The 22470-nt window shown below is 71.5% G+C and carries 20 protein-coding genes and 3 pseudogenes; 14 read left to right on the plus strand and 9 right to left on the minus strand.

Annotation, left to right across the window (positions count from 1 at the left end; genetic code table 11):
* The first annotated feature begins 53 nt into the window (after positions 1-53).
* The 7 genes and pseudogenes from QUE38_RS11380 to QUE38_RS11410 all read left to right on the plus strand — a co-directional run bounded on the left by QUE38_RS11380 (position 54) and on the right by QUE38_RS11410 (position 5582).
* A complete protein-coding gene (locus QUE38_RS11380; protein WP_286308367.1) occupies positions 54-638 on the plus strand; it encodes a TRAP transporter small permease in 585 nt (194 codons plus the stop codon).
* Entirely contained in the window at positions 635-1909 is a 1275-nt protein-coding gene (locus QUE38_RS11385) for a TRAP transporter large permease (protein WP_286308368.1), read from the plus strand. Before QUE38_RS11380 ends, QUE38_RS11385 begins: the two co-directional genes overlap by 4 nt.
* Positions 1906-2823, plus strand: a complete 918-nt coding sequence (locus tag QUE38_RS11390; protein WP_286308369.1) for a shikimate dehydrogenase — start codon at positions 1906-1908, stop codon at positions 2821-2823. The genes QUE38_RS11385 and QUE38_RS11390 overlap by 4 nt, the downstream gene beginning before the upstream one ends.
* 14 nt (positions 2824-2837) lie before the next feature.
* Positions 2838-3878 (plus strand): DctP family TRAP transporter solute-binding subunit, encoded by a 1041-nt coding sequence (locus QUE38_RS11395; protein WP_286308370.1) that lies wholly within the window; start codon positions 2838-2840, stop codon positions 3876-3878.
* A 21-nt stretch (positions 3879-3899) separates the two neighbouring features.
* Entirely contained in the window at positions 3900-4871 is a 972-nt protein-coding gene (locus QUE38_RS11400) for a phosphotriesterase family protein (RefSeq protein WP_286308371.1), read from the plus strand.
* Positions 4872-4956: 85 nt separating this feature from the next.
* Positions 4957-5073 (plus strand): annotated as a pseudogene (locus QUE38_RS11405) (TetR/AcrR family transcriptional regulator); the annotation flags it as partial.
* Between the two features lie 191 nt (positions 5074-5264).
* Entirely contained in the window at positions 5265-5582 is a 318-nt protein-coding gene (locus QUE38_RS11410; protein WP_286311796.1) for a hypothetical protein, read from the plus strand.
* 2 nt (positions 5583-5584) lie between these two features.
* Here QUE38_RS11410 and QUE38_RS11415 read toward each other — a convergent pair whose 3' ends face one another.
* On the minus strand, positions 5585-7147 hold the full coding sequence (locus QUE38_RS11415; protein WP_286308372.1) for a sulfatase-like hydrolase/transferase: 1563 nt from the start codon (positions 7145-7147) through the stop codon (positions 5585-5587).
* Positions 7148-7864: 717 nt separating this feature from the next.
* Here QUE38_RS11415 and QUE38_RS11420 point away from each other — a divergent pair.
* Positions 7865-8464 carry a ThuA domain-containing protein gene (locus QUE38_RS11420; protein ID WP_286311798.1) on the plus strand — a complete coding sequence of 200 codons (600 nt, stop codon included), beginning with the start codon at positions 7865-7867 and terminating at the stop codon, positions 8462-8464.
* A gap of 118 nt (positions 8465-8582) precedes the next feature.
* On the opposite strand, the pseudogene QUE38_RS11425 reads toward QUE38_RS11420, so the two are convergent.
* The 7 genes and pseudogenes from QUE38_RS11425 to QUE38_RS11455 form a co-directional block, all read right to left on the minus strand.
* Positions 8583-9340: pseudogene (locus QUE38_RS11425) on the minus strand (SDR family NAD(P)-dependent oxidoreductase).
* Positions 9337-10692, minus strand: coding sequence for an FAD-dependent oxidoreductase (locus QUE38_RS11430; protein ID WP_286308373.1), 1356 nt, complete (start codon positions 10690-10692; stop codon positions 9337-9339). The pseudogene QUE38_RS11425 and the gene QUE38_RS11430 overlap by 4 nt, the downstream one beginning before the upstream one ends.
* Positions 10689-11780: a Gfo/Idh/MocA family protein gene (locus QUE38_RS11435; protein ID WP_286308374.1), complete on the minus strand. Its 1092-nt coding sequence runs from the start codon at positions 11778-11780 to the stop codon at positions 10689-10691. Before QUE38_RS11435 ends, QUE38_RS11430 begins: the two co-directional genes overlap by 4 nt.
* Positions 11777-12250: a type II 3-dehydroquinate dehydratase gene (locus tag QUE38_RS11440; RefSeq protein WP_286308375.1), complete on the minus strand. Its 474-nt coding sequence runs from the start codon at positions 12248-12250 to the stop codon at positions 11777-11779. Before QUE38_RS11440 ends, QUE38_RS11435 begins: the two co-directional genes overlap by 4 nt.
* 95 nt (positions 12251-12345) lie before the next feature.
* Complete coding sequence (gene dctP / locus QUE38_RS11445) at positions 12346-13401, minus strand: TRAP transporter substrate-binding protein DctP (protein WP_286308376.1); 1056 nt, start codon at positions 13399-13401, stop codon at positions 12346-12348.
* Positions 13402-13453: 52 nt separating this feature from the next.
* Positions 13454-14728, minus strand: a complete 1275-nt coding sequence (locus QUE38_RS11450) for a TRAP transporter large permease (RefSeq protein ID WP_286308377.1) — start codon at positions 14726-14728, stop codon at positions 13454-13456.
* Between the two features lie 2 nt (positions 14729-14730).
* Complete coding sequence (locus QUE38_RS11455; protein WP_286308378.1) at positions 14731-15288, minus strand: TRAP transporter small permease; 558 nt, start codon at positions 15286-15288, stop codon at positions 14731-14733.
* Positions 15289-15509: 221 nt separating this feature from the next.
* Here QUE38_RS11455 and QUE38_RS11460 point away from each other — a divergent pair, with 221 nt between their 5' ends.
* On the plus strand, positions 15510-16247 hold the full coding sequence (locus QUE38_RS11460; protein WP_286308379.1) for an IclR family transcriptional regulator: 738 nt from the start codon (positions 15510-15512) through the stop codon (positions 16245-16247).
* Positions 16244-16891: pseudogene (locus QUE38_RS11465) on the plus strand (IclR family transcriptional regulator); the annotation flags it as partial. The gene QUE38_RS11460 and the pseudogene QUE38_RS11465, both read left to right, overlap by 4 nt.
* Before the next feature lie 61 nt (positions 16892-16952).
* Here QUE38_RS11465 and QUE38_RS11470 read toward each other — a convergent pair.
* Positions 16953-17648, minus strand: a complete 696-nt coding sequence (locus tag QUE38_RS11470; RefSeq protein ID WP_286308380.1) for a TetR/AcrR family transcriptional regulator — start codon at positions 17646-17648, stop codon at positions 16953-16955.
* Positions 17649-17934: 286 nt separating this feature from the next.
* Here QUE38_RS11470 and QUE38_RS11475 point away from each other — a divergent pair, with 286 nt between their 5' ends.
* The 4 genes from QUE38_RS11475 (at position 17935) to pcaH (ending at position 22353) form a co-directional block, all read left to right on the plus strand.
* Positions 17935-20097, plus strand: a complete 2163-nt coding sequence (locus tag QUE38_RS11475; protein WP_286308381.1) for a pyrroloquinoline quinone-dependent dehydrogenase — start codon at positions 17935-17937, stop codon at positions 20095-20097.
* Complete coding sequence (locus QUE38_RS11480; protein ID WP_286308382.1) at positions 20094-20555, plus strand: cupredoxin domain-containing protein; 462 nt, start codon at positions 20094-20096, stop codon at positions 20553-20555. The genes QUE38_RS11475 and QUE38_RS11480 overlap by 4 nt, the downstream gene beginning before the upstream one ends.
* A gap of 113 nt (positions 20556-20668) precedes the next feature.
* A complete protein-coding gene (locus QUE38_RS11485) occupies positions 20669-21433 on the plus strand; it encodes an IclR family transcriptional regulator (RefSeq protein ID WP_286308383.1) in 765 nt (254 codons plus the stop codon).
* Positions 21434-21561: 128 nt separating this feature from the next.
* Positions 21562-22353: a protocatechuate 3,4-dioxygenase subunit beta gene (gene pcaH / locus QUE38_RS11490; protein WP_286308384.1), complete on the plus strand. Its 792-nt coding sequence runs from the start codon at positions 21562-21564 to the stop codon at positions 22351-22353.
* The last annotated feature ends 117 nt before the right edge of the window (positions 22354-22470 follow it).

Raw genomic sequence — 22470 nt, forward strand, 5'->3', positions numbered from 1 at the left:
ACTGCGGCCCGAGGCGCTGCCGCCTCGACCGCCGGAACGGACAAGGGTGTTTCGTGACCGAACCTGAACGACCGCAGGGCAGGGTGCCCGTGCTGCGGCGCATCTCGAGGATCGTCTTCATCGCAGAACTCGCGATCGGGTCGATCGCGCTGCTGGCGATCCTCGCCTTCGTCTTCCTCCAGGCGCTGCAACGGTACCTGCCGATCGAGGGGTTCCCGTGGACGGGCGAGCTCGCCCGGTTCTCGCTCGTCTGGCTCACGTTCTCGGCGGCCGGCCTCCTCGTCACGAGCCGTGGCCACATCGCCCTCGAGGTCGTCGACGTTGCCCGCAACAAGATGCTCGTACGCATCGTGCAGGTGTTCGCGATGCTCGTCGTCGCCGCGACCGGCGTGGGCCTCACGCTCGAGGCGTGGGCGCTCATCGAGACGCAGGGGATCATCAAGTCGCCCGTGCTGCGCATGCCCATGTCGTGGGTCTACGTGCCCGTGCTCATCGGCGCCGCGAGCACCGCCATCCGCGCGACCATCGCCGCGATCGACGTGGCCGTGAACGGCCCCGTCATCAGCACCGACGCGTCCGCCGACGGCGCCGAGCCCGACCGGTCGGCCGGCAACGGCGAGCAGGAGGCGACCGCATGACGCTCGCGCTCCTCGGCCTCGCCATCGCGCTGCTGCTCGTGCTGCGCGTGCCCGTCGCATTCGCCTTCCTCGGGCCCGCCCTCGTCTACCTGGCCATCGAGGGGCAGTCCACAGGGTTCGCCCTCCGCCAGGTCACCAACGCCGCAGCCAGCTTCCCCCTGCTCGCCGTGCCCCTGTTCGTCTTCCTCGGCGCGCTCGCCAACCACGCGGGCATCGCCGACCGGCTGTTCCGGTTCGCACTCGCGCTGCTCGCGCGCCTGCGCGGCAACCTCGGCTACGTCGCGGTCGGCGTGAGCGTCGGGTTCTCCTGGATGAGCGGCTCGGCCGTCGCCGACGCCGCCGCGCTCGGCAAGGTGCAGATCCCGGCGATGCTCCGCGCCGGCTACAGCCGCCGGTTCGCGACCGGCCTCTCCGGCTCGTCGTCGCTCATCGCGCCGATCATGCCCCCGAGCATCCCGGCGGTCATCTTCGCGGGACTCGCCGCGGTGTCGACGGGCGCGCTCTTCGCGGCGTCCGTCATACCCGCCCTGCTCATGGCGGCGGGCCTCTGCGTCGTCGTCTGGGTGCTCGTGCGGCGCAACCCGAAGGTCACCCGCGGCGAGTTCGACCGCGCCGAGCTCGTCGCGTCGCTCAAGGGCGTCGTGCTGCCGCTCATCTCGCCGATCATCATCCTGGGCGGCATCCTCGGCGGCATCTTCACCCCCACGGAGGCGGCAGCGGTCGGCGTCGTCTACATCATCATCGTCGGCATCGTGCAGCGCTCGCTCAGCTGGCGCGGCTTCTTCGAGGCCGTGAAGGAGGCGGTGCTCACCACCGCGGGCATCATGCTGATCGTCGCCTCCGCGTCGCTGCTCGGGTACATCCTCGCGATCGAGCGCCTGCCGCAGCTGCTCGCCGAGTTCTTCCTCGGCATCACCGACAACCCGACGGTGTTCCTGCTGCTCATCGCGATCCTGATGCTGATCCTCGGCACGGTGATCGACGCGACCGCGATCCTCGTGCTCGTCGTGCCGATCCTGCTGCCGCTCGTACGCGACTACGGCATCGACCCGATCGCGGCCGGCGTGCTCATGATCGTCTCGCTCATGGTGGGCCTGCTCACGCCGCCCGTCGGCACCGTGCTGTTCGTGACCGCATCGGTCTCGAAGACGCGCGTCGGCGAGGTGTTCCGCGGCTCGCTGCCGTTCCTCGTCCCGTCGCTCGTGATCATGCTGCTGCTGATCCTCGTGCCCGACTGGGTGATGTGGCTGCCGGGGGTGCTGGGCCTGTGACGATCGATGCGCTGCCCGAGGTGCCGCTGCGGCGGGCCGTGCTGATCGGGCTGATCGGCGAGGGGGTCACCCCGTCGCTCACCCCGCCGATGCACGAGCTCGAGGGTGCGCGCCACGGCATGCACTACGTCTACCGCACGATCGACCTCGCGCCCGGCGAGAGCACCGAGGAGTACGTCGGGCGGCTCCTGGCCGACGCCCGGCGGCTCGGCTTCGACGGCCTGAACGTCACCCACCCCGTGAAGCAGACGGTGCTGCCGCTGCTCGACGAGCTGGCCCCCGCGGCGCGCACGGTCGGCGCCGTGAACACGGTCGTCTTCGACGGCGACCGCATGATCGGGCACAACACGGATGTCACGGGGTTCGGCGCCGCCTTCGACGAGACGCTCGGCGACGCCGACCGCGACCTCGTCGTGCTCGTGGGCGCCGGCGGGGCCGGTGCCGCGGTGGCGAGCGCGCTGGCCGCGCGCGACGTGGGCGAACTGGTCATCGCCGACGCGGCCGCGGGGCGGGCGGCCGCCCTCGCGGCATCCGTCGCCGAGGTCTCGACCGGGCGCGTGCGCGCCATCGGACCCGACGAGCTGGCCGACGTGCTCCCCGGCGCTGACGGCGTGGTCAACGCGACCCCGTTCGGCATGGCCGCGCACCCCGGCGCGGCGTTCGACGTGGGGCTCGTGCCGAGCCGCGCCTTCGTCGCCGACGTGGTCTACCGGCCCGTCGAGACCGAGCTGCTCGTCGCGGCACGCGACCGCGGATGCCGCGTCATGTCGGGTCTCGGCATGGCGATGCACCAGGCGGCCGACGCCTTCGAGATCTTCACCGGAGAACCTGCGGACCGCGAGGCCATGCTCGCGGACCTCACAGCCCTGGTCGCCGTCGAGGCGACCGGGACCCCACCCCCATGGCACCGATGAGAGGAAAGCACACCGTGAATGCACGACGCACCAAGCGAACGACGTGGATCGCTCTGGCGGCGGCGCCGGCACTGTTCCTGCTGGCCGCCTGCTCGAGCGGTTCCGACGGCGGAACCGACACCGGCGACGAGTCGGGCGAGCAGGAGACGATCGAGCTCACGCTCGCGCACAGCTACACCGAGGACCAGCCGCAGCACCGCTGCGGCGCGCAGGTCATCGCCGACGAGGTCGCCGCGGCCGACGTGGGCCTCACGATCGAGATCTTCCCGGCCAGCCAGCTCGGCGGCGACGCCGACCGCATCGCCTCCGTGGCATCCGGCGACATCGACATGGACATCCAGGGCGCCTCGGCGCTCGGCGCGGTGTACGAGCCGATCAGCGTGATGGACGCGGCCTACGTGTTCGACGGGCCCGACCACCTCGCGGCGTTCATGGCGAGCGACGACTCGGCCGTGCTCGTCGAGGGCTTCAAGGAGGCCTCGGGCGTGCAGACGCTCGGCGCCTGGTCGGCCGGCGCGCGGCTCTTCACCGCGAACACGCCGATCCGCACCCCCGAGGACCTCGAGGGCGTGCGCATGCGCTTCCCGGGCTCGCCGCAGTACCTGCTCAACGCGCAGGCGCTCGGGGCGGACGCGACCGAGGTCGCGTACGAGGAGCTCTACCTGGCGCTCCAGCAGGGCACGGTCGACGGGCAGGAGAACCCGATCACCAACATCGTCGCCCAGAACTTCCAGGAGGTGCAGGACTACGTCAGCCTGTCGGAGCACCAGCTCAACACGAACCTCGTCGTGATGAGCCCGATCTACGACGAGCTGAGCACCGAGCAGCAGGACGCGCTGACCGCCGCGGTCGAGACCGCGGTCACCGAGGTGACGGCCTGCGTCGCCGAGGACGAGGAGGTCGTGCTCGACGAGTGGCGCAACGGCGATGACTGGGAGGTCATCGAGGACGTCGACGTCGAGGCCTTCCAGGGCCCCGCGGTCGAGTTCTTCCTCGAGAACTTCGAGGGCGAGTCGCTCGCGGTCTTCGAGGCGATCCGCGCGACCGCCGAGTGATCGGACGCGACTGACGACGAGATGGTCCGCACGGTTCCGACCTGCACCGGCGAGGTGCAGGCGGAACGCCTCGGCACGACCCTGATCCACGAGCACCTGTTCGTGGGGCACCAGGAGCTCGACCTGAACCTGCCCCACCCCGAGTGGGACGAGCAGGATGCGGTGGAGCGGGCCGTGACCGGACTCGAGCGCCTGCACGCGCTCGGCGTGCGGACCGTCGTCGACCTCACGGTGCCGGGGCTCGGCCGCGACGTCGCACGCGTGCGGCGCGTGGCCGAGCGGGTGCCCGTCGAGATCGTGGTCGCCACGGGGTACTACACCGCCGACGTGCTGCCGCATGCGATCCGCCTGCACGGTCCGGGGCGCCTGGTCGACGGTCCCGACCCGCTCGAGCAGCTGTTCGTCGGTGACATCGAACGGGGCATCGCGGGCACGGGCGTCCGCGCCGGCATGCTCAAGGTCGTCACCGACGTCGAGGGGTTCACGCCGGACGTGCGGCGCGTGTGGGAGGCCGCGGCCGCGGCGCACCTGCGCACGGGCGTGCCGATCACGACGCACTCGCACGCGCGGTCGGGCGGGGGACGCGAACAGCAGCGGATGCTCCGCGAGCTGGGCGTACCCCTCGACCGGGTCGTGATCGGGCACAGCGGCGACTCGACCGACCTCGACCACCTGCGCGAGCTCGCCGACGCGGGCTCGTACCTCGGGTTCGACCGGTTCGGCATGGCGCACGTGGCATCCGATGACGACCGCGTGCGCATGCTGCTCGCGCTGCTCGAGCTCGGGTACGCCGAGCGCATCGTGCTCTCGCACGACGCCGCGTTCTTCAGCCGCGTGACGCCGCCGTCGTGGCGCGCCGCGCACGCGCCCGACTGGCACATGGAGCACCTCTTCACGGGCATCCTGCCCCGGCTGCGCGACGCGGGCGTCGACGAGGCGACGATCGAGCAGCTGCTCGTCGAGAACCCGCGGCGCGTGCTCGCGGGGGCGTGAGATGCCGGCGGCCTGCACAGTGCCCGTGCCGCTCCCGGGCGGCGGGGTCGCCGAGAACTAGGGTGGAATCGTGAGCGAACAACCGGTGGTCCGCCAGCGCGATCCCGAGCGCACCCGCGAGGACCTCCTCACGGTCGCCACCGAGGCCTTCGCCGAGTCGGGCTACTCGGGCACCCGCGTCGACGAGATCGCCGAGCGCACCCGCACGACGAAGCGGATGATCTACTACTACTTCGGCGGCAAGGAACAGCTGTACATGGCCGTGCTCGAGCGCGCCTACCGCAGCATCCGCGAGGCCGAGCAGGCCCTGCACGTCGGCGACCTCGAGCCCGTCGAGGGCTTCGCCGGCTCGCCGAGCTCACGTACGACCACCACCTCGCGCACACCGACTTCATCCGCCTGGTGTCGATCGAGAACATCCACCGCGGCAACTTCATCCGCCGCCTCGACTCGCTGCGCGAGCTCAACCAGCCCGCGCTCGGCGTGCTCGACGGCGTGCTCGAGCGCGGCCGCGCCGACGGCAGCCTGCGCGACGACGTCGATGCGCTCGACGTGCACCTCGTGATCAGCTCGTACTGCTTCTTCCAGGTCGCCAACCAGTACACGTTCGGCTACCTGTTCGACCGCGACCTGCTCGCGGCCGACCGCCGCGACCACTACCGCGCGATGATCGGCGACGTGGTCGTCGGCTGGGTCGGCCGCGAGCGCTGAGGTCAGCCGGCGGCGTTGGTCGTCTCGAGCCAGCCGCGCGGGTTCTCCTCGGTCTCGGCGTTGCGGCGCTCGAGCTCGGCCGCGAGCTCCGCCGCCACGTCGGGGTACTTCGCGAGCACGTCGTACGACTCGCTCGGGTCGGCCTCGAGGTCGAACAGCCACGGCCCCTGCGTGAACGGGCTGGCGAACGACGTGCCGCTGATCGTGTAGAGGTACGGCTGCTCCGCGTAGTACTTGAAGCGGCCGTCGCTCACGGCGAGCAGGCTCTTGCTCGCGTAGGAGTAGTAGTACTCGCTGACGGTGTCGCCGGTTCCCCCGAGGACCGAGGCCATGCTCGTGCCGTCGAGCGCGCGGTCGGTCGGCGCGGGGAGGTCGAGCCAGTCGAGCAGCGTCGGCAGCACGTCGGTGCCCATCGCCATGGTGTCGACGGTCCGCCCGCCCTCGAGGCCGTCGGGCCAGTGCACGAGGAAGGGCACGCGCGTGCCGCCCTCGGAGATCATGCCCTTGCGGCCGCGGTGGTCGCCGGCGTCGCCCTGGAACCAGGGCCCGTTGTCGCTCGTGACCATGATGATCGTGTTCTCGAGCTGGCCCGTGGACTCGAGCTCGTCGACGATGCGGCCGATGCCGTCGTCGAGCCCCTCGACGACGTCGCCGTAGAGGCCGGCGTCCGAGCGGCCCTCGTTCTCTTCGGCCGCGAAAAGCGGCTCGTGCGGGAAGTTGTGCGCGAAGTAGAGGAAGAACGGGTCCTCGGTCTCGGCGGCGTCGGCGACGAACTCCACCGCGCGGTCGGTGTAGAGCGCGTCGAGCTCGGTCTGGTCGACGGTCTCGAGCACGACCTCGTCGTTCTCGTAGATCTGGAACGGCACCATGTCGTTCGAGTACCGCGAACCGAGGAACGAGTCGAACCCGAAGTCGTTCGGGAGCGAGCCCTCGGTGTCGCCGATGTGCCACTTGCCGATCATGCCGGTCTCGTAGCCCGAGGCCCGGAGCACGTCGGGGATCGTGATCTCGGCCTGGGTCAGGCCGAAGGTGCCCGACACGACGTTGATCAGGTTGCTGACGCCCTCGCTGGGGAACAGCACGTCGGGCACGGCGGCGCGGGGCGCGAGGCGGCCGGTGAGGAGCGCGGCGCGCGAGGGGGTGCAGACGGCGGAGGGCGAGTGGTAGTTCGTCATGACGACGCCGGCCTCGGCGAGGGCGTCGAGGTTCGGCGTCTCGATAGGGGTGTCGCCCATGAATCCGAGGTCGCCGTAGCCGAGGTCGTCGTAGTGCACGAGGATCACGTTGGGCGACTCGCCGGAGGTCGCCGCCGTCGTGCTGAGGCGGTTGGTGAGGTACTCCTCCTTCAGTGCCTCGTGCTCGGGGGAGTCGTCGGGGCGGTTCGTGAGGAGCTCGAAGGCGATGTAGCCGAGGCCGGCGACGAGCAGCAGCGCGGGAAGCGCGAGCACGAGGCCGGTGGCCTTCAGGATGCGCCTGCCGAGCCCCTTCCGGTGCTTCCGCTTCGCGGTGGCGGGAGCGTCGTGGTCGGGTGTCGACGCAGGGGCGGCGGGCTGGTCGTTCGCCATTGAAGTCGGCCTTTCGGGGTTCGGCACGCGCGAGTGGGGAGCGTGCCGCTGGTTCGGGACCGGACAAGTGTGACCGGTAGGCGCTCCAAAACCAAATTGCCTTCTGGTTTCGCCTCGGACGCTCCGCGAGTCGTCATGAAGTGCCGGAATTCCGGCGCCCGAAGCGGCACTTCATGACGACTCGGCGAGGGAGCAGGGCGCCGCCGAGTCCCGCTGACTGGAACACGCTCCCGCTGGCTGGGACGACGCTGGCCGGGGCATCCGCTCGCCTCGTACGTTCGCCCCAACGGCCTCACGCAATCGATCAAGGGAGATCACAGTGGAACGACTCGTACGATCAGGAATCGGCCTGCTTGCCGCGGCCGCGCTCGGCGCGGGCGTGGTCACCGCGACCGCCGGCTTCGGGGGCAGGCCCCGGCCGCACCCGGCAACGGCAACGGCAACGGCCTCGGCGGCCAGCCGACCACCATCAGCGAGGTCTACCAGGACCCGATCACCGACTACGGCGTCTGTCGCGGCGTCGACCCGGTCTGCTACAACGACTGGGGCAACGGTTGGGAGGAGGGCGACGACGCCCCGCGCATCCTCATCTGGAGCCACACGCCGGGCCCGCGCCACGCGCACCTCGGCGACCGGCTCGGCGAGGGCCTGAACCCGCCGCTGAACGAGACCAACGTCGCCCAGGCGGCACTCGTCGAGTGGGCGGCCGATCGCGGCATCGAGGCCGACTACACCGAGGACCTCGGCAGCTTCACCCGCCTGAACAACTACAACGCGGTCGTGTTCCTCAGCGCGAACCGCGACACGCTCGACGACACCGCGCAGACCAACCTGAAGCAGTTCGTGCGGCGCGGTGGCGGCTTCGTGGGCATCCACAACGCCTTCGGCGCCGAGTACCACTGGCCGTGGTACGAGGGGCTGCTCGGCGGGGCGAACTTCTACGACCACGCGCCGAACCGCGACGGCACCGTCGAGACCATCAACGGCAACGACGTGTCGACCGAGTTCATGCCCGACGAGTGGGAGTTCAAGGACGAGTGGTACAACCTCGTGCCGTACCCGAGCTACGTGAACGTGCTGCTCGAGGTCGACGAGGACACGAGCCTCAACGGACGCGACTCCGGTCACCCCGGGCACGGCGAGGAGCACGCGGTGAGCTGGTGCCACTACTACGACGGCGGCAAGGCGTGGCTCACCACGCTCGGCCACAACGTCGACGTCTGGACGGGCGGCGCCACCAACGACGAGTTCTTCCAGGACCACGTCATGGCGGGCCTCGAGTCGGCGATCGGCATGCAGCCCTTCTGCACCCTCTGACGGTTCGTCCGTCGCACGCGGCCCGGCCCCTGGTTCGATCGGGGGCCGGGCTTCGGCGTGCGCGGGCCCGTAGTCGACGGCGAGTTGCGGGCGGTGCGAGCGGATGCCTCGGGGCCGGTCAGCCCCGCAGGCCCGTGGCGTACGGCATGAGCACGTCGTGCACGCCGCCGTCGACGAGGAGGTCGACGCCCGTCACGTACGACGCGCCCTCGCCCACGAGGAACGCGACGGCGTCCGCGACGTCCTCCGGCGCGCCCATGCGCCCGAGCGGGATGCGGCCGGCGCGGGCCTCGCGCAGCTCGGCGTCGTGCGCCGCGGGGGAGAGCGGGGTGAGGATCATGCCGGGCGACACGCTCGCCGCGCGCACGCCCGCCGGCGCCCACTCGAGTGCGAGCTGGCGCACCATGGCCGACACGGCCGCCTTCGACGCGCTGTACGCGCCGAGGGCGGGCAGCGGATGCCTCGCGGCGATCGAGGAGACCGCGACGAACGCGCCCCGGGTCTCGCGCAGCCACGGGTCGGCGGCGCGGGCGAGCAGCCAGGTGGCGCGCGTGTTCACCGCGAACGTCTCCTCGTAGTCGGCGAGGTCGGTGTCGAGCAGGCGGCCGGGGCGGATGATGCCGGCGTTCGCGACCACGACGTCGAGCCCGTCGAGCCCTTCGGCCGCCGCCCGCACGACCGCGTCGGCGGCGTCGGGCGTGCCGAGGTCGCCGGGGGCGTCGACGGCCCGCACGCCCGACGCGCGGAGGAGTCGAGCACCTCCGAGGCATCCGTCTGCTGCCGATGCCCCACGGCGACATCGGCGCCGTCGGCGGCGAGTCGGCGCGCGATCGCGAGGCCGATGCCGCTGGTCGCTCCGGTGACGAGTGCCTTCATGGGTGCCTCCCGCAGAGGGTGGTCGCGGCGATGCGTCCGAAGACGAGCGCCTTGGTGAGGGCCGAGCCGGTCATGTAGCCGGGGCCGTGGAAGCCGCCCGTGACCTCGCCCGCGGCCGTGAGTCCGCGTATGCGGGTGCCGTCGACGCGGACGACGTCGGCATTCGGCGCGATGCGCAGGCCACCGTAGGTCGACGACATGAGGGTCTTCGCGGGGTAGGCGTGGAACGGCGGGCGGTCGATCGGCGTGGGGGTGCCGCCACCGTTGACGAGGCCCGAACGGCCGGCCGACTCTCCGCGCGCGAGGGCGGCGTTGTAGTCGTCGACCGTACGCGCGAGGCCGTCCGGGTCGATGCCCGCGGCGTCGGCGAGCGCGGTGATCGTGTCGGCGGTGACGATGCGGCCCTTGCGTTCGAGGGCGCGGATGTCGGAGAGCGGCGCGCCGGGCACCGACTTCGCCATGACGCGGGCATCGAAGACCTCGTACCCCATGCCGCCGGGCTGCTCGAGGCAGCTCGCGCCGATGGCCTTGTAGCTGGACGCCTCGTCGGCGAAGCGCTCGCCGCGGGCGTTCACGACGATGGCGCCGAGGTAGAACGCCGAGAGCAGCTCGTGCTCGGCGTCGGTCGTGAGCGGGTGCGAGCCGAACGTGCCGGAGACGAATCCGACGTCGAGCACGTCGGCGCCGAGCCGCCACGCCATGCGCAGGCCGTCGCCGGTGTTGCCGGCACCACCGTAGGGGATCGCGGCGAGCTGCTCGGGGGCGAACCGGCGCAGCAGGTCGGGCGAGCGGCTGAAGCCGCCGGTCGCGAGCACGACGCCGCGCCGGGCCTGGATCACCTGGCCGGTCGGCGCCGCGGCCACGCCGGTCACCCGCCCCGAGGCGTCGACCACGAGCCGCTCGGCCGCGCGGCCGGTCAGCACGTTGGCCTCCGGGTCGTCGGCGAGGCCCGCGGCCAGCACCCGCAGGAGCCCCGCGATGTCGTAGCGGTGGCTGCGGGGCCGGCGCATGCCCGCGCTGATCGTGAGCAGCTCGGGCGCGAACCCGCGGCGCTCCAGCCACGCGCGGCTCGCGTCCTGCTCGGCGACGAGCGCGTCGAGCAGCGCGGAGTCGGCGAAGCCGGCGGCCTCCTCGGCGAGCTCGGCGCGGAATGCGTCGTCGTGGTCGTCGACGCCCGCGTCGCGCTGTGCGGGCGTGCCGGCGAAGGCGAACCATCCGCCGCTCATCGCCGTGCTGCCGCCCAGCTCGGGCCGTGCTTCGAGCAGGGTGACGGATGCTCCGGCCTCGCGCGCGACCGTGGCGGCGACGAGGCCCGCGAGCCCGCCGCCCACCACGACCACGTCGACTGTCATCGTGCGTCGCGCCCGGGGGTGCCGGGGGAATCGCGGAAGTCCGCGAGCTCGACGGTCGCGCCGCGCTCGGCGGCGAGCCGGGCGGCCTCGACGAGGGCGAGCGACTCGGCCGCGTCGGCCGCGCTCGCGATCGGAGCGGTCGCGCCGCGCACGACCTCGACGAAGTGGTCGAGCTGGCGCGAGTACGAGTCGCCGGCCGCCGCCTGCGCGTACCGGCGCTGCATGGGCCTGCGCCACTCGCCCTCGACGCCGGCCGGGTAGCCGTAGGCGGCGAGGTCGGGGATCGAGAGCGCGCCCGCGGTGCCCGTGATGCAGTACGCGTACGCGTCGCGCGTGAACGGGAAATCGGGGATGTCGCCGCTGCCCTGGTCCCACCCCCAGGGCGAGGCGCCGGCGTCGGTCGCGAGGAAGCTCCCGATCGCGCCGCCGGCGAAGGTCAGGTTCACGGCCGCGGTGTCCTCGACGGGCAGGTTGCGGATCGCGTTGCCGGTGGTCGCCTGCACGGCGGTCACCTCGCCCAGGAGGTGCCGCAGCAGGTCGAGGTCGTGGATGAGGTTGATGAGCATGACGCCGGCACCGGGGGAGCGGTGCCACTCCTCGTCGAAGTAGGCGTCGTGCTTGCGCGCGGCCCACATGCCGCTGACAGCGACGATGCGGCCCAGCTCCCCTGCGGCGAGCACCGAGCGGGCGGCCGCGATCGACGGGTGGTGACGTCGGTGGTGGCCGACGAGCAGGGTGCCCGCGGTGCGCGCGACGGCGTCGGCGAGGCGGCGCGCCTCGAGGTACGAGGTCGCGACGGGCTTCTCCACGAGCACGGCGACCCCCGCCTCGAGGCAGTCGATGGCGGTGTCGACGTGCAGCGCGTTCGGGTTCGCGATGACGACGGCGTCGACCGCGCCGGCCGCCAGCAGTTCGTGGTGGTCGGCGAAGGCGGATGCCCCGTCGAACGCGTCCGCGGCACCGGGGCGCGGGTCGGCGACGGCCATGAGTTCGGTCGACGGATGCCGCTGGACCAGCCGTGCGTGCTTCGCACCCATGAACCCCGCGCCGACCAGGCCGACGCGGATCGGGGACGGCTCGACGGTCATCTCGCGGGGATCGGGCGGTGCGCGACGGCGTCGGTCGCGAGCATGCGGTGCGCGGCTCGAATCGCCAGTTCGTAGCCGAACGGCCCGGCGCCCGCGATGACGGCGTCCACGACGCTCGAGATGATCGAGTGGCGGTGCAGGTCGTCGCGACGGTGGATGTTCGTCAGGTGCAGCTCCACGACCGGCGTGCGGAGGATCTTCACGGAGTCGAGCAGCGGCACCGAGCGGAACGACAGGCCCGCGGGGTTCAGCACCACCGCGGCATCCGTTCGGTAGGCCTCGTGCACCCACTCGATCAGCTGGTGCTCGGCGTTCGACTGGCGGAAGCGCAGGTCGACATCGAGCTCGTCGGCGATGCGCGTGCACTCGCCCTCGATCTCGGCGAGCGTCGTGGTGCCGTACAGGTGCGGTTCGCGTACGCCGAGCATGTTCAGGTTCGGGCCGTTGAGGACGTGGAGCGGCGGTTTCATGGGGAGCCCTTCGTTCAGGCGCGTGACGGGACGATCGGGGCGGACGGGCGGGATGCGGCGGTCGATCGCCGCCGCATCCCGTCGTCCTGGTCCGATCAGCCGGAGAACCCGCGGATCGTCTCGTACAGCTCGAGCGTCTCGCCGTCGTAGTACTCGAGGAAGTACTCCTCGGCCATCTCGCGGAACGCGTCGAGGTCGATGTCCTCGCGCTCCACGACCGTGAAGTCGGGGTTCGCGCGGTACTCGTCGAGCAGCTCCTCGGTGTCGGCCTCCTCGCAGCCGCGCACCTCCTCGCGGAGCTCCTTCACGGTGCTGAACAGCAGCTCCTGCTGCTCCTCGCTCATCTTGTCGAGCGTGACGTTCGACACGGTGACCCAGTGCAGGCCGTACTGGTGCTCGTTCAGGCTGAACGTGTTGAGCACCTCGTCGTAGCTGGCGTTGTGCGTCGCGGGGATGGGGTTCTCCTGGCCCGCGGCGATGCCCTGCTGCAGCGAGACGTACACCTCCTCATAGGCGATCGTCACGACGTTGGCCCCCATCGCCTCGGCGTTCGCGAGGAACTGCGGCGAGTCGGGGAAGCGGATCGGCACCGCCGGCAGGTCGTCCGGCGAGGTGATCGGCGCGTCGACCGTCGAGAAGGTGCGCGTGCCGAACAGCCACGGGTCGGCGAACGTGAGGTCCGACGCGGCGGTCCAGTCGGCCTGGAGCTGCTCGCCCTCGGCGCCGTCGTAGAAGGCGTAGAAGTCGTCCAGGCTGTCCCAGGCGTACGCGGCCTCGACGGTGCCGAGCGGCTCCCAGATGGTCGCCAGGTTCGGCGAGCCCTGGAGGTCGATGTCGATGTCGCCGGCCTGCAGCGCCGTGAGGCGCTCGGTGTCGGGACCGAGGGCGCTGGCGGGGAAGAGCTCGACCGTGAGCCCCACGTCCGCGTCCTCGAGACGCTCCTTCAGCAGCTCGACGCCGCAGTAGTAGTTCGGAGCGGTCTCCGGCTGGCTCGTCGCCACCCGGAGCGTGACCTCGGGGTTGGACGCGTCGCCGTCGCCGGGGTCGGTCGTGTCGCCCCCGCCGCTGGCGCAGCCGGCGACGAGCACGACGACGAGCGGGACGGCGGCGGCGGTTCCCAGCCGGGTCGCGCGCTGTGTTCTGCGTTGCATTTTCTCTCTCCTTCTTTGGGTGTGGCCGGCTCGGGAGTCGCCGACCCGGGGTCTAGAAGCCGAGTGCCCTGGGCAGGAACATCACGACGTCGGGGAACAGGTTGATGAGCACGAGCACTGCAGCGAGCGGGATGAGGAACGGCGCGATGCCGCGGATCACCACGTCGACCGGTTCCCTCGTCACGGAGCTCGTGACGTAGAGCACGCTGCCGACCGGTGGGGTGAGCAGGCCGATCATGAGGTTCACGATCGTGATCACGCCGAAGTGGATCGGGTCGATGCCGAACTGGATCGCGACCGGCATCAGCACCGGCACGGTGACGAGGATGATCGCGGTCGCGTCGATGACCGCGCCGAGGATGATGAACAGGAGGTTCAGCAGCAGCAGGAACACCAGAGGGTTGTCGGTGAGCGCGCCGAGCGAGTCGGCCACCGTGTCGGAGATGCGGGCGCGGGCGAGGATCAGCCCGAGCGCCGCCGCCGAGGCGAGGATGATCATGATGCCGCCCGTGATGAGCAGCGTCTCCTTGAGTGCGTGCAGCAGCACCTTGAGGCGCAGCGTGCGGTAGAACGCGCCGAGGATCAGCATCCACACGGTGGCGGTCGCGGCGGCCTCGGTCGGGGTGAACACCCCGGTGAGGATGCCGCCGAGGATGATGACCGGCGTGGCGAGTGCACCGAGCACGCGCACCGACGCCCGCCAGAACCGCCGCGCGTCGAACGGCACACTCGTGAACTCGGGGCGGCGGGCGGTCCAGATCGCGATGTAGATGAGCAGGCCCGTCGCCATGAGGGTGGCGGGGATGACGGATGCGGCGAAGAGGGCGCCCGTCGAGACCGCGGCCGTCGACGCGAAGATGACGGCCGGGATGCTGGGCGGCATGACCGGTGCGATGAGCGACGACGATGCGGTCAGGCCCGAGGCGAAGCCCATCGGGTAACCGGCCCGGCGCATCGCTGGGATCTGGATCTTGCCGAGGCCGGCGACGTCGGCGAGCGCCGAGCCGCTCATCCAGGAGAACCCGACCGCGGTGCCGAGGTTCACGTAGGCGAGGTTGCCGCGCACCCGGGAGAGCGCGGCGAGGCAGAACTCGAAGAGCCGCTCGGCGATGCCGAGGCGGTTCGCGAGCACGCCCACGAGGATGAACAGCGGCACGGCCAGCAGGGGGAAGCTGTTGACCCCGGTGAACGCGGTCGAGACGGTGTAGCCGACCGAGAGGCCCTGCTGCATCGCCCAGACCACGCACGGGCCGAGGATGGCGAGGCCCACCGGCACCCTGAGGAAGAGCAGCACCGCGATGACGAGCGCGAGGATTCCGACGTCCATGGTCAGCGCACCTCCGCCTCTGCCTCGACGGGCGCCGGGTCCTCGCGGTCGGCGATGAAGATGCGGTAGACCGCGCGGATCATGCCCGAGGTGAACCCGAGCAGGGGGATCACGTAGAAGTAGCCGACGGGGATGCGCGTGACCGTCGAGCTGCGGAACATGTTCTGCCCGATCAGCACGTACGCCTCGTAGGCGAGCAGTCCGCAGATCGCGGCGGTCGCGGCGGCGGCGACGACCTTCACGACGACGAAGGCGCGCCCCTTCGCGACGTAGTCGATGATCTGGATGGTGATGTGCCCGTTGTTGCCGACCAGGTAGCCGACGCAGACGAAGGTGAGCGCCACGAGGCTGAATCGGGCGATCTCGCCCGAGCCCGGCCAGCTCAGGACCGGCACGTAGCGCCCGAGCACCTGGGCGAGCACGCCCAGGAAGATGAGCACCAGGAAGGTGCAGCCGAGCGTCACCTCCACAGCCCCGAGTACCCGGAAGAACCGGGGCTCGGGCTTCGCCGGCTTCAGCCGGTGGCCCGCGGCGTCGACGACGGGGTCCTCGGGGGTCATCCAGTTCCTTCCGATCCTGTCCGGATCCCTGGATGCCCTCGTCGGCATGCGTCTCGTCGTCGAGTGGTTCAGGGCCGGCGCCGGCTGCACTGCCGACGGTGCATCCGATCCTGAGGATGCCGACCCCTCGGGACAACACGCAGTCCCAGTGAGTGGAACCAATGTACCGAATCGTTACTTAGGTCTTGCCGTGGCCCCCGATCGCGGCACATACTGCACACATGCGAACCGCTCAATCGGGCGAGCCGGTCTCCGTGCTCGACCGCATGATCGCCATCCTCGAGGTGGTGCGAGCGTCGGACGGATCAACGACGATCACCAGCGTCGCCCGCGAGACGGGCATTCCGAAGTCGACGGCCTCGCGCCTCGTCGGCGAGCTCGTGCGCCAGCGCTACCTCTGCCGCTCCGACCACGGCATCGGCATCGGGCTGCGGCTGTTCGAACTCGGCGCCCGTGCGGCGAGGCCCCGCCGGCTCAGCACCGCGGCGCTGCCCGTGCTCGCCCACCTGTTCAACGCCACCGGCGAGCACCTGAACCTCGCCGTGCCCGAAGGGCCGCACATGGTGTCGGTGCTCGCCGTGCGCGGCCGGCTGCAACCCGCGCCCTCGCGACCCGGGGTGCGCGTGCCGGCCGCCACCACTGCGCTCGGCAAGGCCGTGCTCGCCTTCAGCGACGACGAGCTCGTCGACTCGATCGCCGCCGAGATCGCGCCGCGCTCCCGGCGCACGTTCGCGAGCGAGCTCGCCGATGTGCGGGCCACGTCGATCGCCATCGACCGATGCGGCACGTTCCCGGGCGTCGTCGCACTCGCCAGCCCCATCCTGGCGCCCGACCGGCATCCCGTCGCCGCGATCTCGATCGCCGGGCCCGTCGCCGACATGGACCCCGTGCGCATGGTGCCGCTCGTGCGCCAGGCGGCATCCGCCCTCACCCGCAGACTCTCGCTCCAGACCGCATGAGCGCGACCCAGCCCGCGGAGGTCGGCGAGCCGTTCGGCGTGCTCGACCGCATCACCGCGATCTTCGAGGCGTTCGACGAGGACGACTTCGGGCTCGGCATCTCGGACCTCGCCGCACGCGCCGGGCTGCCCAAGTCGACCGTGTCGCGGCTGGTCGCCGACCTCGTGCGGCAGCGCTACCTCGAGCGCGACGGCAAGCTCGTGCACCTCGGCATCCGCCTGTTCGAGCTCGGCCAGCTCGCCGAGAAGCCGCAGGAGCTGCGCTACGCGGCGCTGCAGACCATGGCCGACCTGCGCAGCGTCACCGGCCACTCGGCACAGCTCGCGATCCGCGAGGGGCGCGACATGGTCGTCGTCGCGGTCATGCGCAGCCGCACCGCGGCCGCGACCGCGGCACGCGTCGGCGTGCGGATCCCTGCGGCCGCGAGTGCGCTCGGGCGCGCGGCGCTGGCGCACGCCCCGGCCGACGAGCTGGCGGCGGTGGCGGGCGCCGACCGGTCGGGCGAGGGCAGCGCGCTGGCCCGCGCGCTCGCCGAGGTGCGCCGTGCCGGCGTGGCGACCGACCTGCGCGGTGCGAACGGCGTGGCATCCGTCGCCAGTCCCGTGTTCGACCCGTCGGGCGCCGTCGTCGCGTCGCTCGCGGTCTGCGGGCCGGCCGAGGCGTTCGAGGCGGAGCGCGCGGCGACGGCCGTGCGCACGGCGGCGCTCACGCTGCGCGGTCGCCTCGGGGCATCCGCTCACCCCCGGTCTGAGCACGGGTGGGGCGGGCCGGGATGCCCACCCACGCGACCACCACGTCGCCGATCAGCTCCCGGCTGCGGTCGCGGTGCTCGGGCGCCGAGAGGTCGCGGCCGAACAGGTAGCCGAACGTGTACTGGTTCGCCACCTGGAAGAAGCAGTACGAGCTGATCACCAGGTGCACGTCGAGGGCGTCGACGTCGGTGCGGAAGCTGCCGTCGGCCCGGCCGCGGGTCAGCACCCGGTCGAGCAGGGTGAGGGCCGGCCGGTTCAGCGTGCGCAGGGCGTCGAGCCGTCGGATGAACGCTCCGCGGTGGATGTTCTCGATCGAGACCAGGCGGATGAAGTCGCTGTGCGCGACGTGGTGGTCGTAGGTCGACTCCGCGATGCGGTGGAGCGCCTGCACGGGTGCGAGGGTGCCGACGTCGAGCGCCTGCTCGGCGGTGCGGATGCTGCGGTAGGCGCGCTCGAGCACCGCCAGGTACAGCTCCTCCTTGCTGCCGAAGTGGTAGTAGATCATGCGCTTGGTGGTGCGCGTGCGCGCCGCGATCTCGTCGACGCGGGTGCCCGAGAAGCCGGCCTCGGCGAACGCCGCGGTCGCGACGTCCAGCAGCTCCGTGCGCGTGCGCTCGGCGTCGCGGCGTCGGGTCTCGGGCACGGTCATGGTCCGGCCGACCGTAGCCGCGGGCCGGGCCGGCGGGCAACGGGAGTCCCGGCCAGTGGGCGGATGCGGCGCGTTTGCGCGGCGGCGGCGGCTCGGAGGCCCACTCGGTGGGCCGATGCATTGCAGGCCCCCCGTACGGGGGATAGCTTGCGTGCCGATCCGAACCGATCAACGACGATCCAAGGAGCCGAACCATGCGAACACCTCACCGAACGGCCCCCGCGCGAGCGACGCGGGGACGAGAGCGAAGCGGACGAGCCTCGGCGCGATCGGGCTGGGCGCCCTGATGGCGGCCGTGCTCGTCGCCGCACCCTCCGACGGATTCGCCGCACCGAGCGACGGACTCACGGGCGTCGACCCGACCATGGCCGACATGCCGACCGTCGGCGGCAACCTGGGCAACCAGCACTACTCGGGCCTGACCCAGATCGACGCCGGCAACCTCGACGAACTCGCCCCCGCGTGGCGCACCCACGTCGAGGCCGTCGAGCCCGCCGGCGACCGCGTCGGCCAGCAGACCACGCCCATCGTGGTCGGCGGCGTCATCTACCTCGACACCCCGAGCGGCGGCGTGATCGCCGTCGACGGCGTCACCGGCGAATCGGTCTGGAAGTGGATGCCGACGGACTTCGGCACCTCGACCACCCGCCGCGGCGTCTCGGCGGGCGAGGGGCGCATCTACACGCTTGCAGGCGGCGACCGGGTCGTCGCACTCGACCAGGCCACCGGCGAGGAGGTCTGGGTCGTGCAGCCCGAGGCGGAGGCCGGCTTCGATCTCGGCCGCATCGACCGGGTCGCGACCGTGTACAGCGACGGCATCGTCTACGCGCACGCCGCGAACGGCGACCGCGCCGCCGTGTTCGCGCTCGACGCGAGCGACGGCAGCTTCCTCTGGCACTTCTTCGGCGGGCCCGATCGCGGCACGATCTTCACCGACGTCAACGGCAACTCGGTCGACGCAGGCGCCACCTGGGGGCCGGTGCTGCCCGACGGCACCGACTGCGCCCTCGAGGGCGGCGCCACGCCGTGGATGCACGGCGCCGTCGACCCGGAGCTCGGCATGTACTACATGACGTTCGGCAACGCGCGCAGCTGCACCTCGTCGCAGAACGGCTCCGAGCGACCCGGCGACAATCTGTTCTCGAGCACCATGGTCGCCGTCGACGCCGAGTCGGGCGAGTACCGGTGGCACTACCAGTCGATCCGCCACGACGTGTGGGACATGGACAACGTGCACCCGCCGACCCTCGCCGACATCGAGATCGACGGCGAGGAGCGCCAGGTGGTGTTCTACGGCAGCAAGTCGGGCCACCAGTTCGTGCTCGACCGCACCGACGGACAGCCCGCCCTGCCGGTGACCATGCAGGAGATGATCACCGACTCGCGGCAGCTCCACGCCGACACCCAGCCGTTCCCCGAGCAGCGCCTGCTGCCCGAGTGCCTCGTCTGGGAGTCGCTCGACCCCGAGAACATCCCGGGCGACCCGTGGCGCGGCGTGCCGAACTACAACGGCTACCAGCCCGACGAGAACGGCGACCTGGTGTTCAACCCCGACAGCTACGTGGCGGAGGACGAGCCGTTCCTGACCTACCCGGAGGGCTCCTCGGGCCACCGCGAGGGCTGCATGTACGACCCGCAGTGGGACGCGCCCATCCTGTCGACGACGAGCCAGAACGGCGGCGGCGACTGGTCGAACAACTCGTACAGCCACTCGACGAACCTCGTCTACTTCCCGTACGGCACCAACCCGGTGGCGCACTGGAACGGCGCCTCGGCGAACGGGCAGCGGGCCATGGGCCAGTACCAGACCGGCGGCATCCTCGCCTACGACGCCTCGACGGGAGAAGTGGCGTGGACCAACCACCTCGGCACGGACATGTCGCACGGCCAGGGGCCGATGACCACCGCATCCGACCTGCTCTTCGCGGGGCAGATCGACGGGCGCCTGCTCGCGATGGACGCGGTCGACGGCGACGTGCTCTGGGAGTTCCAGACCGGCTCGGGCATCAGCGGCGCGCCGGTGACCTACATGGTCGACGGCGAGCAGTACGTCGCCGTGCTCGCGGCCGGGGCCACGAACCCGTACGGCGGCTCGGTCACCCGCGGCGACTCGCTCTGGGCGTTCAAGCTCGGCGGCGACTACGTCACGGCCTCGGGCAGCCAGGAGGGACCGATGACGGCACCGCTGTCGATCCGTCGCCCCGTCAGCGGCGGGCCCGTCGCGGGCGAGACCGTGGAGGACACCGTGCTGCTCGCCCGTTCGAGCCGCACGGCCGACACCGCGTCGGCGCAGGACAGCACCTCGCAGTCGGCCATGCAGCCGACGCATCTGCAGGTGCCGGTCGGCACGACCGTGACATTCCTCAACCCGGGTGCGGAGACGTTCCCGAACTACCCGAACGTGCTCGACCACTGCGCCACGCAGTTCTTCGAGGGGAGTTCAACGTGAAGTTGGCGCCGGGCGAGAGCTACGAGCACACCTTCGATCGCGCGGGGGAGTACTTCTTCAACGACTGCACCGACCCGCGGCCGACCGGCAAGATCGAGGTCGTCCTCGAGCCCCAGGTGCTCGAGGGTGCGCTCCGGTTCACGCCGGGCACGCTCCAGCTCGCATCCGACACCGGCCTGTTCACGGGCGTCGACGGCACGATCACGGCGCGCCTCGAGCTGCCCGCCGGGTACGAGTACGAGAGCGGCGCCGAGCTGATCACGCCGCTGTCGGACTCGCCGCTGCCCGCGACGATCGTGTCGGCCAACAAGAACCGTCTGATCGTGAAGTTCGACAAGTCGGCCGTCGACAACAACGTGCCGACCGGTGAGACCTCGCTCACGCTGCGTGCGAACTTCCTGCACGCGGGCGAGCAGGTCCAGCTGCAGTCCACGGCGACGGTGGTGGTCGTGAAGTAGGGAGCACCCCCGCAAGACCCGTCGAAACCCTGCGCTCTCGCGGCTGAGAGTGCAGGGTTTCGACGGGTCTCGGGTTGGGCGGCGAGCGTGCGGGGGCTGGATAGAGTGAGCGCATGTCGGGAGGCGGCAGGGACGACCGCTCGGTCGCCGAGAAGCTCTTCGCGATCGCCGACGCGTTCGCGGGCGGCGAGGAGCTGACGCTCACCGACATCGCCCGGCGCGCGAATCTGCCGCTGTCGACCACGCACCGCCTGGTCGGCCAGTGGGCCGAGTGGGGCGGGCTCGTGCGCGCCGACGACGGGCGCTACCGGGTGGGCATGCGGCTCTGGCGCCTCGGCGTGCGGCAGCCGACCGCGATGCGGCTGCGCAACGCCGCCATGCCGTACCTCGAGGACCTGCTCGACGCGACGGGCGAGCACGTGCACCTCGCCGTGCGCGACGGGCTGGGCGTGGTCTACCTCGAGCGCCGCAGCGGCGACCATGCGGTCGCGATGGTCTCCGACGTCGGCACGGTGCTGCCGTTGCACGCCACCGGCGTGGGCCTCGCGCTGCTCGCGCATGCGCCCACCGACGTGTACGACGACGTGGTCGCTGCGGGCCTCACGCGGTTCCTGCCGAACACGATCACCGAGGAGCCCGAATTGCGCCGCCGGCTCGCCGAGATCCGCCAGACGGGCATCGCCACGAGCGTGCAGGCGCTCACCCGCGGCGCGTTCTCGGTGGCGGCGCCGGTGCGCGATGCGACCGGCGAGGTGGTCGCGGCGGTGTCGATCATCGCCCACGTCGAGCGGCTGGGCGAGCCGCAGTTCGCGCTCGGCGTGCGCATCGCCGCGCGGGGCATCTCGGCGGCGCTGGGGTACCGGCCGCCGGGCATGTGAGCGGATGCCCCTGAGTCGTCCAGCACGGAAAGCCTTCCACTCAGTGGAAATCGGCTCCCACGAGGCATCCGCCGGAGTCATCATCGACCACGTCCCACCCCGATGATGCGAGAGGCACCGAAGCGCACATGCACCCCAGCGCGAACCAGCCGGAACTGACCCAGGCCGACATCGACGTCGAGATCGCCGAGCGCAGCGCCGCCGAGACGGATGCCGCCGCGGGCGGCGCCCTCCCGTCGCATCCGCGTCGCGACTACCGCCCCTACCGGTCGACCACCCTCCGCCACCCCACCCACGAGCTCGTGCGCGCCGACCCCGAGGAGATCGAGCTCGTCTCGCCCGCGTTCGGCCACACCGACGTGGCGCCCGAGGAGGCCGACATGACGATCCAGCACGCGGGGGAGCCCCTCGGCGAGCGGATCATCGTGACCGGCCGCATTCTCGACGGCGACGGCCGCCCCGTGCGGAACCAGCTCGTCGAGATCTGGCAGGCGAACGCGTCGGGCCGGTACGTGCACAAGCGCGACCAGCATCCGGCTCCGCTCGACCCGAACTTCACGGGCGTCGGCCGCATCGTCACCGGCGACGACGGCTCGTACCGCCTCACGACGATCAAGCCCGGCCCGTACCCGTGGAAGAACCACCGCAACGCGTGGCGCCCCGCGCACATCCACTTCTCGTTCTTCGGCACCGCGTTCACGCAGCGCCTCATCACGCAGATGTACTTCCCCGGCGACCCGCTGTTCGGCCTCGACCCGATCTACCAGTCGATCGTCGACCCGGCCGCTCGCGAGCGGCTCGTCGCCGGCTACGACCACGACGTGAGCGTGCCCGAGTGGGCCACGGGCTACCGGTGGGACGTGGTGCTCACGGGGCCCAAGTCGACCTGGATGGAGCCGGAGGACGCCGACCATGCCTGAGCCTGAGTACCTGCAGACCCCCTCCCAGACCGTCGGCCCGTTCTTCGGCTACGCGCTGCCCTATGCCGGCGGCCCCGACGTGCGCGCCCCCTGGCAGCCCGACGCCGTGCGAGTGCA

Source organism: Agromyces mangrovi (assembly GCF_030296695.1).
Classification (GTDB): Bacteria; Actinomycetota; Actinomycetes; order Actinomycetales; family Microbacteriaceae; genus Agromyces; species Agromyces mangrovi.

Bases quoted from the DNA above. Each gene is read 5' to 3' on its own strand.
- QUE38_RS11385 (WP_286308368.1), top strand. From the start codon at position 635: ATGACGCTCGCGCTCCTCGGCCTCGCCATCGCGCTGCTGCTCGTGCTG.
- QUE38_RS11400 (WP_286308371.1), top strand. From the start codon at position 3,900: ATGGTCCGCACGGTTCCGACCTGCACCGGCGAGGTGCAGGCGGAACGC.
- QUE38_RS11415 (WP_286308372.1), bottom strand. From the start codon at position 7,147: ATGGCGAACGACCAGCCCGCCGCCCCTGCGTCGACACCCGACCACGAC.
- QUE38_RS11430 (WP_286308373.1), bottom strand. From the start codon at position 10,692: ATGACAGTCGACGTGGTCGTGGTGGGCGGCGGGCTCGCGGGCCTCGTC.
- QUE38_RS11435 (WP_286308374.1), bottom strand. From the start codon at position 11,780: ATGACCGTCGAGCCGTCCCCGATCCGCGTCGGCCTGGTCGGCGCGGGG.
- QUE38_RS11440 (WP_286308375.1), bottom strand. From the start codon at position 12,250: ATGAAACCGCCGCTCCACGTCCTCAACGGCCCGAACCTGAACATGCTC.
- dctP (WP_286308376.1), bottom strand. From the start codon at position 13,401: ATGCAACGCAGAACACAGCGCGCGACCCGGCTGGGAACCGCCGCCGCC.
- QUE38_RS11450 (WP_286308377.1), bottom strand. From the start codon at position 14,728: ATGGACGTCGGAATCCTCGCGCTCGTCATCGCGGTGCTGCTCTTCCTC.
- QUE38_RS11455 (WP_286308378.1), bottom strand. From the start codon at position 15,288: ATGACCCCCGAGGACCCCGTCGTCGACGCCGCGGGCCACCGGCTGAAG.
- QUE38_RS11460 (WP_286308379.1), top strand. From the start codon at position 15,510: ATGCGAACCGCTCAATCGGGCGAGCCGGTCTCCGTGCTCGACCGCATG.
- QUE38_RS11470 (WP_286308380.1), bottom strand. From the start codon at position 17,648: ATGACCGTGCCCGAGACCCGACGCCGCGACGCCGAGCGCACGCGCACG.
- QUE38_RS11475 (WP_286308381.1), top strand. From the start codon at position 17,935: ATGGCGGCCGTGCTCGTCGCCGCACCCTCCGACGGATTCGCCGCACCG.
- QUE38_RS11485 (WP_286308383.1), top strand. From the start codon at position 20,669: ATGTCGGGAGGCGGCAGGGACGACCGCTCGGTCGCCGAGAAGCTCTTC.
- pcaH (WP_286308384.1), top strand. From the start codon at position 21,562: ATGCACCCCAGCGCGAACCAGCCGGAACTGACCCAGGCCGACATCGAC.